The organism is Labilibaculum sp. K2S (assembly GCF_030372765.1).
Taxonomy (GTDB): domain Bacteria; phylum Bacteroidota; class Bacteroidia; order Bacteroidales; family Marinifilaceae; genus Labilibaculum.
The window spans coordinates 200,134-213,446 of the sequence record NZ_JAUCMW010000002.1 but is presented as its reverse complement, the minus strand read 5'-3'; the positions used below and the strand labels follow the sequence as shown (position 1 = coordinate 213,446).

Here is a 13,313-nt window from a genome sequence, read left to right as displayed (position 1 = left end):
TTTGGCAAATTTAATGAAAAAATTCTTTGATTGTTTGCAAGAACACAAAAACCATAGGAGATACTAGTAAAATGGCATCAAAGCGATCAAGAATGCCGCCGTGTCCAGGCAGGATATTTCCTGAATCTTTAATGTTAATACTTCGCTTGAAAAGAGATTCAACTAAATCACCAATTGATCCGAAAACAACAACAATTACTCCGGTTAACAGCCATTGAACCGGAGTAAAATCGTCTGAGTAATTGGAGTATAACCAAGCGGCTCCTAATGTTATAATTGCACCACCAATGCTTCCTTCCCATGATTTTTTAGGCGAAATCCGCTCAAAAAGTCTGTGTTTTCCAAAATTTACACCAACTAAATAGGCTCCTGTATCATTCGCCCAAATCATCACAAAAACACCCATAATAATCTCGTAATGAAATTGTTGATCATTAAATGGGAAAACCATATAATTTAATAATGAGAAGGGAAGTGCCACATATAATAAGCCCAATAATGTGAATGCGATATTCGCAAATGGATTTTCTTTTTTTCGGTACAATTCTATAATGGGCAGCATTACAATGGTTACCGTTAACAGAAGGAAAACACTTGTAATGTTAAGGTACAAATCAGCAAAGCAGGCTAAGAATAAAAATCCTGCAGCAAGCATACCAGTTATAAATTGAGGAGAACTATTGGCTTTCTTTGCCAACTTGTAAAATTCAAAAGTACCTAACAGGGTAATTCCAAGAAAAACGGCTAAAAAGCCAATTGGGTGCAGGGTAATTCCCGCTATTAAAACAATTGCAAAAATGGCAGCTGATAATGTTCTCTTGATAAAGTTCCCCACTTGATATATTTTAATAGTTGAATCTGATTTAAACCAGCAGATTTTGCTTTTGTAATTATTCGATTCCAAAAATAGTATTTTTTCAGCACTAATAACAATCGGGTTGTTTGAGCTTAGCTTTTTTAAGGAGATAAGAAAAAACAGGATTAAAAAAAAGCTAAATTATTGAGTTTCCTCAATAATTTAGCAAGTGAATTTAGAACAGTAAGAGCTGATTAAACAGCCTGACTTTCATTGTCTTTAGTTGTGTTTTCAACTTCAGGTGTTGGGGTGATTTTCTTTTCTCCAAAACCTTGAGGCTCGCCAAATTTTCTTTTGCCAAAAATTGCTTCTAAATCTTCACTGAAAATAACTTCACGTTCCAAAAGTAATTCTGCAAGTTTTTTGTGTTTCGACATATTGTCTAAAAGAACTTGTTTGGCTCTTTTGTAGCTTGTGTCGATTAAGATTTTAATCTCAGAATCAATTAGTTCAGCAGTTTTTTCACTGTATGGTTTTGAAAACCCATAATCCGATTGTCCTGATGAGTCGTAATAACTTACATTTCCCACTTTCTCACTCATACCGAAAATTGAAACCATCGCCATTGCTTGCTTGGTTACCTTTTCCAAATCGTTTTGAGCACCAGTTGAGATTTTTGCAAAAGTAATTTCTTCCGCAGCACGTCCACCCAATGTAGAACACATTTCGTCCAGCATTTGTTCTTTGGTTGTAATGCTTCTTTCTTCGGGTAAATACCAAGCTGCACCTAAGGCTTTTCCACGCGGCACAATTGTTACTTTCACTAAAGGATGAGCATGTTCCAGTATCCATGAAATAGTAGCATGACCAGCTTCGTGATAAGCAATGGTCTTCTTTTCCTGAAGTGATATGATTTTATTTTTCTTTTCCAATCCACCAATAATACGGTCAATTGCATCTAAGAAATCTTGTTTCTCAATAAATTCTTTTTTCTTTCTTGCTGCAATTAAAGCTGATTCATTACACACATTTGCAATATCAGCACCTGAGAATCCAGGAGTTTGCTTGGACAAAAATTCCTTATCAAGATTTGGATCTAATTTTAGAGGACGCAAGTGAACACCAAAAATTTCTCTGCGTTCATTTAAATCCGGCAACTCAACATGAATCTGACGATCGAAACGACCGGCACGCATCAAGGCACGATCCAAAATATCAGCGCGGTTGGTTGCTGCCAAAATAATTACACCTGAATTTGTGTCAAAACCATCCATTTCAGTCAGCAGCTGATTCAATGTATTTTCACGCTCGTCGTTCGAACCCATGTTAGGATTCTTACCACGTGCTCTACCAATTGCATCAATCTCATCGATAAATACAATGCAAGGCGATTTTTCTTTTGCCTGTTTAAACAAATCACGAACACGACTTGCTCCAACACCAACAAACATTTCCACAAAATCGGAACCCGACATGCTAAAGAAAGGAACATTTGCTTCGCCGGCTACAGCTTTAGCCAATAGGGTTTTACCAGTTCCAGGAGGTCCTACAAGTAGAGCTCCTTTGGGGATTTTACCTCCCAATTTGGTGTATCTTTGCGGATGTTTAAGAAATTCAACAATTTCTTCCACTTCCTGTTTTGCTTCTGCTAAGCCTGCAACATCTTTAAAATTGATGCTAATGTTAGATTCTTTATCGAATACTTTGGCTTTCGATTTACCAACATTAAAGATGTTACCACCTCCGCCACCACCACCGGCACCTTTACTCATTCGTCGGAATACATAAAACCAAATACCAATAATTAAGGCAAATGGAAGTATCCATCCAATAAAATCACCGAAATAATTTTCTTGAGTTGTATACTCAGGTTCAATTCGGTTTATTTCTAATACATTCTCCTGAGCTTCGCTTAATTGATCTGCAAATTGTTCGATCGATCCAATAGGGAAGGTGTAGTGCGGACCTGCTTTTGAAGGAGAATCAAAATTACTTTCGAAAAGAGCCGGGTATTTGTTCAGACTTTCCTGTTTAAGATAAACATTCACCGCAAGAAGATTACGGATCACAACAATTCGTTCAACATCTGAGTTGTGAATCATGTCATTTTTCACCTTTTGCCAGCTGGTTTCCTGAGGTTTTTGGCCAATGTTTAGAAGATTAAGAGCAATAAACGCTACGGCAATTAATCCGTAAACCCAGTATGCGTTAAATTTTGGAGGCTTAAGCATACTGTTGCCATTCTTTCCTTTTTGGTAAGGAGATTTATTTTGATCATTATTTTCTGTCATTCTTTTTAGTTAAAGGTTATTGTATTGGCTAAGCGTTCTGAATTTTAGTAACAGTAGCATCTGCCCATAAACTTTCAAGTCGATAAAAATCCCTGTATTCTTTTTGAAAAATATGAACTACGACATCAGCATAATCCAATAAGATCCATTGAGAATTTTGATATCCTTCTATTCTCCATAATTTTTCATTGATTTTTTCTCTTACATATTTTTCTGCCGATGCGGCGATTCCGTTTACATGAGTGGATGATGTTCCATGGCAAATAAGGAAATATTTGCAAACCGAACTATCAATATTTCTTAAGTCAATCTTAACAATTTCTACTGCTTTATTTTTTTGCAATCCTTCAATTAAGGACTCAACGAGTTCTTCTGTTGTATTTCCTTGTTTTTCTGCCATTCTTACTATTTTAATTACAAAGATAATTTTTTTTCAAATGAATAAAATTTGTTTTTCAATTTGATTTAAATAAGCTTTAAATTTTTTGGGTTTAGGCTTAATTTCATAAAAATCAGTTATTTATCCTTGTTGTTTTTGCTTCCTATTTCGATTTAACTGATTGTAATGTTTATTAAATTTTTCTTTCATCCTAAGCTTGCAAGGGTGATTAAGCGAAATCAAAGTTTTACATTTGTCTTTCATTATGCAAGGTAATGATTAATTTCACCAAAGATTACCAAAATATAAATTGTTAACAGAACAGATTTATCTCGTTGAAACTAATAATTTTCATTCATGAATAGATGTTTATTTTCTCCCCAATTATTAATCCGCAAAAAAGAAATACATTCTACAAATGATTTTGCTTTAGAATTGATAAAAACTCAAAAACCGTCAGCTGGGACTGTCGTTTTGACATTAAGTCAGACAAAAGGCCGAGGACAGCGTGCAAATATTTGGGAAAGTGAAGGAGGCAAAAACCTTACCATAAGTATCATTCTTATGCCGGAATTTTTGCCAATACCACATCAATTCCAAATTTCCATGGTTATTTCTCTAGGTGTTTACGATTATTTGAGGGGATATTTAAAGAATGTTTCTATAAAATGGCCTAATGATATTTATGTTGGAAATGAGAAGATTGCCGGCATATTAATAGAACATTCCATTATGGGATCAGCTTTGAGTCATAGTATTTGTGGGTTAGGTTTAAATATTAATCAGTTAGAATTCGTATCCGATGCGCCAAATCCTACTTCATTGGCAATTTGTACCAATAAAGAGTACAATTTGGACGAAGAACTGACAAAATTGTTAGCCTGCATTGAAAATCGTTATTTTCAGTTGGTGGATCGGAAGTCGGACCAATTGGAAAAGGATTATTTAAATGCCATGTATTGGATGAATGAAGAACACTTTTTCTCGGACGAAAATGGTGAGTTCACGGGGGTAATTGTTGGTGTTACAGAATACGGACAGTTGCGAATTAAAGCTGATGGTATAGAGAGAATTTACAATTTTAAAGAGGTGAGCTTTATTAATTAGCCCACCTCTTTGTTGTTGTTTAGAATTTTAAAGAAAATTTAAGACTAATGTCTCTTCCTGGATTGTAGAAATTTAAGGGTTTTAAACTGGATAAATGATCTATATATGTTTCATTGAAAAGGTTATTTACACTAAGAACTAAACTAGTTTGATACTTTGCTAATTGAAAATCGCTTCCTGCCTGAATGGCAATTAGATCGTAAGCAGATGTTTCACTTTCAAATTGTGAAGGATGATTTTGTTCAAAGGCATGTTTCCAGCTTAAGCCGATGAAAGGAGATTTAAATGTTTGATTTCCTTTCGCAAATAACCGTGCAGAAGTATTTAGCTTGTGCTGAGGGATAAAAGGCAAATGTCCACCATCATTTTGTTTTGCAATTACCATAGCATAGTCCGAATGTAATTTTAGAAAAGATGTTGGTGCTAAATTAACAGCAAGTTCACCACCATACAATTTGGCATCTTGTTGTTGGTATGCATAAACAAATCCGCTTCCTTCAGGCGCAACTTCATCGGTCGGAGCCAAATACATATAGTCGTAAATCTTGTTGTAAAAAACAGAAAAATCGATATTGTAATTACGTGTGTGGTAATGAATTCCCAAATCGGATTCCAAACTTTTTTGTGGATCAAGATCCGCATTTCCTTCCTCAAAACGGTTTCCGTGTAAGCCATGCTGCGTTAATTCTGCCAAATTTGGTACCCGATAACCGGTTGCAAAGTTTGTTCGCATAAGTAATTTTTCTGATAGATGAAATGTTGCTCCAACTGATGCATTTAGATTGTCGAATTGTCGGTTGATGTGAACAGTTTCTTCTTCATGGTCATCATGTACTCCTGGTTCAGCATGCGAATGTCCGCCGGCTTTTTGTTCCGGAACATACAATGACCGATGATCATATCTTAGACCTAATTGAATCCCCACAGTATTGATCTCCTTTTTTAAAAGAGCAAATGTTGAGAAATCATCAATTTGAGCGTTTGGGATGATATGATTTGGTGCTTCGTGATTGGTATTGGATTGATGCATTCCCTGAATTCCGATAAGGAATTCGGTTGTTTCAGAGCTTGGGAAATATAATTTACTATCATAGGTAAAGGTGTTTAAATCCATATCTACCAATCGGAAAACAGTTGATTCAGGGTTTCCATTCAATCTTCTTTGGTTGAATTGATAAGCGGCATTCAATTCTAATTTATAGTTTCCCAAAAACAATTTGTTTCTCGACGAAATTAAATGTTGAGTCAGGTTTTGATACCAACGATTATTTTTTCGGTTTCCTGCATTCACTAAATTTATTGATTCCTCATTGGTCATGCCAAGTTTGGGCTGCAAGTAATCGTAGTAAATTTTAAAACTTCCAAAATCTTTAACCATTCCCATACCTAACTGCAATCCCTTTGAATTGAAGCGTGTATTGGGAACATATTCTCCATTGCCATCTTTGTAGTCTTTGTGAGATTGTTTGTTGGCTCGCAGCATCCAGAACCAATTTTTTTGAGAAGCTTTTACTCCAACAGTTGTTGCCAATCCCTGAGTTACGCTGTGGTATTCACTTGAGATATCTGCCTTTAAACTATTGGCAGGTGCAGGTTTCTCCCGTACAATATTTATTACACCTCCCATGGCATCCGATCCGTAAAGTAAAGATGCAGGACCTTTAATTACTTCGATATGATCAGCTCCTTCTTCATTAATTAAAAATGGATGATCAGTTGAGAATTGAAAGTTCTCCAAACGCACTCCATTGTTTAAAAAAAGAATATTATTTAAGGAAAGACCACGAATTACGGGAGTGCTGACTCCTGGGCTCCGTGAAATCACATCTACACCTGGTATAGTTGCTAATTTTTCACCTAAGGACGGTGTCGATAGCCTTTTCAGATCTTCTTTTGCAAGTACAGAAATTTTAATTGCATTTTCGTGCTGCGCAGAAGGAAAACCTCCCGAAACAACAATGTCCTGGGTAGTGACCGAAGTGAATGGCATGCTAATATTTAGTTCTGTGTTTTCTTTTGTTATTGATATGGTGTTGATTGAACTTTCGTAACCGACAAATGAAAATTGCACTTTAATTTTGCCATTGGGCAAGTTTTCTAAGGCATAGTTTCCATTAGAATCACTAACAGTTCCTTTTTGCAGTTCGGGAATGAAAATGCTTACACCGGGAAGAGCTGTTCCATTATCAAAATCGGTGATTTTTCCAGAAATTTTATTGTTTTTTATTTCACCTAAGGCATAGGTGTATTGGGGCAATAGTAATAGTATTGCCAAGATATATCGTATCATGATAACTCTGAGTTATATTAATTGATGTAGGAAAATTTGAAATACATAGATATAATCGATGAGTTTTCGTGAACCTATCGACATTATACCTTCTGATCTATTCTTAAATAAGATCAACAAATTGAACATACAGTAAATGGGGGAGCCCTTAGGCAATAGGGAAGTTTGGACTTTTTATAAGATTTTTTAGTTGATTCTACAATTGGGACTTCAAATTTGAAAATCACAATGGTTGGAATACTTATAATACTTGCCGGAGTAAAGTAGAAATAGTCGAATCCCTGAATCTCACAAATATCTTCTATACTTGATGTGCTATGATCGCACGAATATTTGTGATGTTCGTGATTGGGGAACATCATGTGTTCTGCCTTAATTAAAATTGGCAGAACAAAGGCTATCGATAATAGCCATGCAAGAATTCTATGGTTTTTATTTAGAATCATTCAACGCAAAGCTATCTAAAAAAACGAAATGTACAAAAAAAGCTGTTGAGATTTTCAACAGCTTTCATGAGATTGATAAATCCCTATTCAATACTTTGAAGCATATTGTAAGGAATTTGGGTTAGACCTTCGGCCAACTGATCAATTCCTTTTTCCAATTTCTTTTTTAGCATCATTTTCATCATGGCATTCAATTCTGCATGAACGGTTAGTCTTATTCGTGTGTCATATGCATCTTTTTCAACCAGTTGAATCCAAATATAGAATTCGAAAGGACTTCTACCATATCCTGTCATTTTCAATACTTTATTTTCTTCTTTCTCCACAAACTCTAATCCAGCCTCACCGAAACCTTTGATCACGAAAGTGCAGTTGTTTTCGGTAGCTTCCCAATGCTCAACGTATTCTTTGAAATTTACTTTTTTCTTAGCCTGAGCTTCAATTTGTTCCTGAATCTGAGGATTGTTGGCAGCCAATTCGAATAGCTTGGCAATTTTTCTGAAATCAGAAAAGAAACCATATACATCACTTACAGTATGTGGAATCTTTTTTACTTCACTAATAATTTTTGTTGTCGACATTTGTCTGTTCCTCCTTTAGAATGCAAAAGAGGGTATTCGCATTGGAATACTCTCTTTCGACAATTATTTTTTATAAAAATGCGGCGGTTATTTTCTCCAGTTAGCCGGATCTTTTCTCCATTCTTTTAACTGATCAACATCTTCAGCTTTCACGTATCCAATTTCCTGAGCACGATCAATCATTACGTTGTAATTGCTTAATGTGTCTAATTTACATTTTGCATCTGCGAAATTGTCAACCGCAGTTTGAAAACCGTAAGTGAAAATTGCTAACATTCCCAACACTTCGCAATTTGCTTCACGCAGTGCTTCAACAGCTTTTAAACTACTGCCGCCTGTCGAAATTAAATCCTCAATAACTACAACTTTTTGTCCGGCTTTAATTTCACCTTCAATTAGGTTTGTCATCCCATGGGCTTTCGCCGATGAACGGATATAAACCATTGGTAAATTCATCTCTTCGGCCACTAAAGCTCCTAGTGCAATTGCTCCTGTCGCTACACCGGCAATTACTTCCACCTCAGGATATTTTGCCAATACTGCCTCAGCAAAAGCTTTTTTAATGTAAGTTCTAACTTCCGGATACGAAAGTGTTTTACGATTATCACAATAAATTGGCGATTTCCATCCCGAAGCCCATGTAAATGGGTTTGTTGGTTCTAGTTTAATTGCTTTTATTTGCAACAAATATTCAGCGACTTGTTTAGCAGTATCTTGCATTCTTTCAATGGATTTATGGATTGTTAAATGAATTCAAAAAGCGGAAATTCAGTTGATTGTATTTCGCAAAGCATTTTTTAAATTTCTAGCGCAAATGTATAAAGTATTTTTTAAAGATCGAATCATTTTTTTAGGAGATAAGGACGAGAGTGTAAATTTTGAAGGAATGGTTTATGCCTGGATCGAAGGGGAGTCTTTAGAAGGTCTCATTCTTCAGTTTGATGAAGAGGAAAGTAGGGAGGCGATTTTTATTGTTGGGCAAGATTTAGAACAGCTTTTTGAACATTTTGCCGCTTGTTTTAAATACATCGAAGCGGCGGGTGGAAAAGTGTTCAATTCCAATCAGCAGATTCTGGCAATTTACCGACTCGAAAAATGGGATTTGCCCAAAGGCAAAGTAGAAAAAGGTGAGTTGGTTCGTGAGGCTGCAGTTCGTGAAGTAGAGGAAGAGTGTGGTATTACTGATTTGAAAATAGAGAAAGAATTGAATTCTACCTATCACACCTACTGGATGAAAGGCAAACACATACTAAAACGAACCTACTGGTACAAAATGAGCTACTCAGGTGCAGAAAGTTTGGTCCCTCAAACCGAAGAAGACATACAGGAAGCCAAGTGGCTATCGTCTGATAATCTGGACGAATTCAAAACAAATACTTATGCCTCTATATTAGAAGTGATGAGTGAGGAGTAATTCCTTAGGCTTATTTCTTATAAGCCTTTCTTGTTGCATCTCTGGCAATCTTGATAAATTCCAATTGAATATTTTCCTTTGGACCCTGAGCAGGAGCTTTAACGATTTTACCTTCGGGATTAATAAGAATGTAAGTTGGAAAGGCTTTCACATTGTACTCTCCAAGTAAATGTTGTTGGTCTCCAATGTGGATTATTGGCCAGTCAAGAGTCTTTTTTGATGTAAAATCAAGATATTTACTTACGTCCCAATCACAGGCAATACTTAAAAATTCGATATGTTCACCAAATTGTTTTTTCAGCTTTGCCATTTCTTTAAAATCCTGCAAACAAGGATAACTTTCTGTGTTGCAGAAATTCAGATATAAGAATTTTCCCTTATAATTTGCCAATTGGTATTTTCCAATAGAGAAATCAGGAGCGGGGTAATTTGTATGTAAATGGGTAATTTTTTTGATGAAATTTTCACACAAATCCTGATTGTATTGGGTTGTGCTGTGATCTTTTAATTGTGATAGTATCTCAACCGTTTTGTTTCTGCTGTAGAATTTTCGGGTATAGGCATCAAATACCGATGTTGCAATAATCAATTCTCTAAATTGAATATTTTTATAAGCAGGATAATTCCGCATTAATTCATAAATATCACGATAAGTGTTTTCTGATTTTAGAGCATTGGAAAGTTCTGAACTTTCTAACTGACTAAAATATCCGGTTAGAAAATTGCCATACTGTTTTTTGTAAAGACTCGTATAAGCAGAATTATTTAGCTTGATTTCCTGATTTTCGAAATACTTTTCCTCAATTTTTGCAAACGAAGCAGGGTAGGCCAAGTATTCGATAAACCCCAAACGATAGGTCAAATAATCTTGAAAAAATGGATTGTTTATATCTTTATATTCCAGTTTTAATTCCTCTGAGAATTTAATTCCCGGTGAATTCTCTTTTTTTCGGTAAATCTTATTGAAGTTCTGATTCACAAAAGGATCAATTCTGTCGTCCAATTTGCGAACCAGTACATTAATATCATTTAGATCGGCGTTCGCAACACCTATGAGAAGTTCTTCCTGTTCAAAAAACGGATTTAATTTTTGAACGGGCGATAAATCTTTTTTAGGGGGTAATTTGATTTCGTACTCTTTGCCAGGTTCTAAATAGAGGAATCCTTTGTAAATACCAAGAGGTAGAAATACTAACGTAACTTCATCGAGATCTAAATTGATCGAAAAGGAACCATCAGCCAGAACAGTAAATTCTGTTATTGTTTTTTCTGAGTAGGTAAATACATCGGTATGATACTTGATCTCAATTTTTGATCCTGCGTAGCTTGTATTTGTACCATGAATACGCACAGTATCTGCCAAAGAGACAGAAATTGAGATAAGCGATAAAAACAATAATAAAAGAATTCTCATTGGGGCAAATGCTTTGTGATGATTTTACTTGATTATTTTCAGGGCAATGTCTATATACTTTGGAATATCTAAAGTGATCTGACCTTGCTTAATCTTGTCCTTTTGCTTCCCTAAACGAACAACAACTGCATTTTTTTCAGCAATACTATATATGTACTGACCGAGATGTCCTCTCATATAGGGAATATTCATCCTTGAGTAAGGAAGAATCCAATACTGAAATCCATAGAAATTTAATGGCTCCGTTTTTTCTTCATTTAAGAGATATGAAGCGGCTTTAGTTGCTTCTGTAATATATTCTTCCGATACCAGTTGTACGCCATTCCAGTTTCCTTTATTCAAAACCAGTTGTCCGAAACGGGCTGCATCTCTGGCGTTTGTATTGAAGCAGCAAAATGCTTTTTCATCTCCTTCTTTTTTATCCAAACTCCACAAAGCAGGTTGTGTTGCCTGCATTGGTTTCCAAAGCATGCGTTCGGCGTATTTTGAAATTGTTTCGCCTGTAGCTTCCTCTACAATGAACGATAAAAGTTGGGTGTTTCCACTTTGATATCTGAAACGAACACCGGGTTTTTCAACCAGTTGCTGATTGGTGGAAACTTCTCTTAAGTTTTTGCCATAGTAAGCTTTTGTAGTAATTGATGTTGGACTGCTGTATGCTTCGTCCCAATCCAATCCAGAGCTCATGGTAAGTAGATTTTTAATGGTTATGTTGCCACGTTCATCTTTCGAAAACTCTTTAAGATATTTACCAATAGGATCATTTATAGAATTAATTTTCCCTTGATCGACAGCAATACCAATTAGTAAACTAACGATACTTTTTGTAGCGGAAAATAAATTGGAAAGTGATTCTGTACCGTAATCGTCCCAATATTCTTCATATAAAACAGTGCCGTTTTGAATAACCAAAAAAGCAACGGTTTCATTGTCTTCAAGATAATTTCGATCTGAGGAATCAAGCGTATATTCGTTATAATCTGCATCTTCCGGCCAGTCTTTACCATTTTCTACCGATACTTCTCTATTTTCAAAGATGGTATAGTCATCAATGTTGGCATACCAATAAATTAGACTGGTTCTAAGGTAATTGGGAGCGATTAGCATCCATGCACCTGCAAGGATTGAAACAATGATAAGAATTTTAATGAATTTAGACATAAGGCTATTTGTTGTATTGATAGGCTTCTGGATCTTTCACTTTGGGTAAAAATTGCAAGGCATTTCCACCGTGGCGGATGATATCTCTTACAATGGTGGAAGTAATAGGAGTATGTTCAGGGGTGGTTAAAAGAAATATGGATTCCAATTCGTAAACCATTTTTTTATTGATCTGAGCAATGGCTCTTTCGTACTCAAAATCGGCGGCAGTTCTAAGTCCGCGTAGTATAAATTTTGCATTTTTAGATTGACAATATTCTACCGTTAATCCGCTAAATGTTTCTACCTCAATCTTTGGATTGTTCTCAAATGCCTCTTTTATCCACTGTATTCGCTTTTCAATAGGGAAAAATTGTTTTTTTTCTGAATTGTATCCGATACATATAATGATTTTATCAAATAAAGGCAAAGCTCTGGTCACAATTGATTCGTGGCCTACTGTAAAAGGGTCGAATGAACCCGGGAATATGGCAATGTGTTTCATTAAATAGATTTTAAATACTAAACAAAAATAGTAAGAATTATCGTAATGATTTTTGCTTTGGTTAAGAGTTTATTTTTAGAATTAAATCCTTAAAATACTTTCCTGCTTTAAGCAGATGAGATTCAAACCAGGAAAACATTTCACCATCAACCAGTTCAATTTTTGTATTTGGCAATAAGTTCTGAATTTCCGGTATGTGTTTTTGAGTAAAAGAAAATGGTTCCGATGATAAAAAGATCAGATCAGGATTAAGTGCCTGAATTTCTTCATGAGTTAGTTGTGGATATCTTGAACCTGCATCTTCAATTGCATTTTTAAATCCGCATTTATCAATCATCGAATTGATAAATGTATCTTTTCCTGCTGCCATATACGGATCTTTCCAAATTAGATAAAGTACAGTTTGCGAATGCTGCTTGATTGGCAACTGCGAGAAACTGGTATGAATACGATTGGCAATTTCAAATGCTTTGGGTTCGGCTCCTACAATTTTACCGGTATTCAGTATGTTTTGAAGAGCTTCATCGTAATTGCGGACTTTACATACATAAACTGTGAATTTGTCCATCAAGGCTTCAATCTGATTCTTACTGTTTTCCTCTTCGTTGGCAAATATTATATCCGGATCGAGTAAGTTAATCTTATCAAAGTATAAATCTTTTGTTCCTCCGATATTTGGGAGTTTAGCGATCTGATCTTTCGGATATTTACAAAATTTTGTTTTGGAAATAACCCGGTCTCCCAATCCTAAATCAAATAGGAATTCGGTTGTGGATGGAACCGTAGAAATAATTCTTTTGGGAGGAAAAGGTATGTTTACTTCTCTTCCTAAATCATCAGTAACTTTAATAAAATCGTCCATTCTTTACTATTTATTTCTTTGTACAAACATACAAAGAGAATATTTCCCATGTCTTTGAAGCCTGTAAATAATTCAAATCCTTCCTCTT

Annotated in this window: 12 protein-coding genes; 2 read left to right on the top strand and 10 right to left on the bottom strand. The window is 35.4% G+C overall.

Going from position 1 to position 13,313, the window contains the following annotated elements; genetic code table 11:
- Positions 1–10: 10 nt before the first annotated feature.
- The 3 genes from QUH73_RS03905 to rsfS form a co-directional block, all read right to left on the bottom strand.
- The gene (locus QUH73_RS03905) at positions 11–835 is read right to left on the bottom strand and encodes a phosphatidate cytidylyltransferase (RefSeq protein WP_289529153.1); all 825 of its coding nucleotides are present in this window, start codon (positions 833–835) and stop codon (positions 11–13) included.
- Between the two features lie 215 nt (positions 836–1,050).
- Entirely contained in the window at positions 1,051–3,087 is a 2,037-nt protein-coding gene (ftsH, locus tag QUH73_RS03900) for an ATP-dependent zinc metalloprotease FtsH (RefSeq protein ID WP_289529152.1), read from the bottom strand.
- A 28-nt stretch (positions 3,088–3,115) separates the two neighbouring features.
- Positions 3,116–3,487 carry a ribosome silencing factor gene (gene rsfS, locus QUH73_RS03895; RefSeq protein ID WP_289529151.1) on the bottom strand — a complete coding sequence of 124 codons (372 nt, stop codon included), beginning with the start codon at positions 3,485–3,487 and terminating at the stop codon, positions 3,116–3,118.
- Between the two features lie 336 nt (positions 3,488–3,823).
- Between rsfS and QUH73_RS03890 the strand changes: the two genes are divergently transcribed.
- Positions 3,824–4,573: a biotin--[acetyl-CoA-carboxylase] ligase gene (locus QUH73_RS03890; protein WP_289529150.1), complete on the top strand. Its 750-nt coding sequence runs from the start codon at positions 3,824–3,826 to the stop codon at positions 4,571–4,573.
- Positions 4,574–4,592: 19 nt separating this feature from the next.
- On the opposite strand, the gene QUH73_RS03885 is transcribed toward QUH73_RS03890, so the two are convergent.
- From QUH73_RS03885 to pyrE, 3 genes are all read right to left on the bottom strand, one after another.
- Complete coding sequence (locus QUH73_RS03885; protein ID WP_289529149.1) at positions 4,593–6,863, bottom strand: TonB-dependent receptor; 2,271 nt, start codon at positions 6,861–6,863, stop codon at positions 4,593–4,595.
- Between the two features lie 529 nt (positions 6,864–7,392).
- Positions 7,393–7,890: a hypothetical protein gene (locus QUH73_RS03880; RefSeq protein WP_289529148.1), complete on the bottom strand. Its 498-nt coding sequence runs from the start codon at positions 7,888–7,890 to the stop codon at positions 7,393–7,395.
- Positions 7,891–7,977: 87 nt separating this feature from the next.
- Positions 7,978–8,610: an orotate phosphoribosyltransferase gene (gene pyrE / locus QUH73_RS03875; protein ID WP_289529147.1), complete on the bottom strand. Its 633-nt coding sequence runs from the start codon at positions 8,608–8,610 to the stop codon at positions 7,978–7,980.
- 94 nt (positions 8,611–8,704) lie between these two features.
- Here pyrE and QUH73_RS03870 point away from each other — a divergent pair, with 94 nt between their 5' ends.
- Positions 8,705–9,304 carry an NUDIX domain-containing protein gene (locus tag QUH73_RS03870; protein ID WP_289529146.1) on the top strand — a complete coding sequence of 200 codons (600 nt, stop codon included), beginning with the start codon at positions 8,705–8,707 and terminating at the stop codon, positions 9,302–9,304.
- Between the two features lie 10 nt (positions 9,305–9,314).
- Here the strand turns inward: QUH73_RS03870 and QUH73_RS03865 are convergent, their stop codons facing one another.
- From QUH73_RS03865 to QUH73_RS03850, 4 genes are all read right to left on the bottom strand, one after another.
- Complete coding sequence (locus tag QUH73_RS03865) at positions 9,315–10,718, bottom strand: TlpA family protein disulfide reductase (RefSeq protein ID WP_289529145.1); 1,404 nt, start codon at positions 10,716–10,718, stop codon at positions 9,315–9,317.
- 24 nt (positions 10,719–10,742) lie between these two features.
- A complete protein-coding gene (locus QUH73_RS03860) occupies positions 10,743–11,879 on the bottom strand; it encodes a serine hydrolase domain-containing protein (protein ID WP_289529144.1) in 1,137 nt (378 codons plus the stop codon).
- A gap of 4 nt (positions 11,880–11,883) precedes the next feature.
- On the bottom strand, positions 11,884–12,363 hold the full coding sequence (gene coaD / locus QUH73_RS03855; RefSeq protein WP_289529143.1) for a pantetheine-phosphate adenylyltransferase: 480 nt from the start codon (positions 12,361–12,363) through the stop codon (positions 11,884–11,886).
- Between the two features lie 61 nt (positions 12,364–12,424).
- Entirely contained in the window at positions 12,425–13,225 is an 801-nt protein-coding gene (locus tag QUH73_RS03850) for an ABC transporter substrate-binding protein (protein ID WP_289529142.1), read from the bottom strand.
- Between the last annotated feature and the right edge of the window lie 88 nt (positions 13,226–13,313).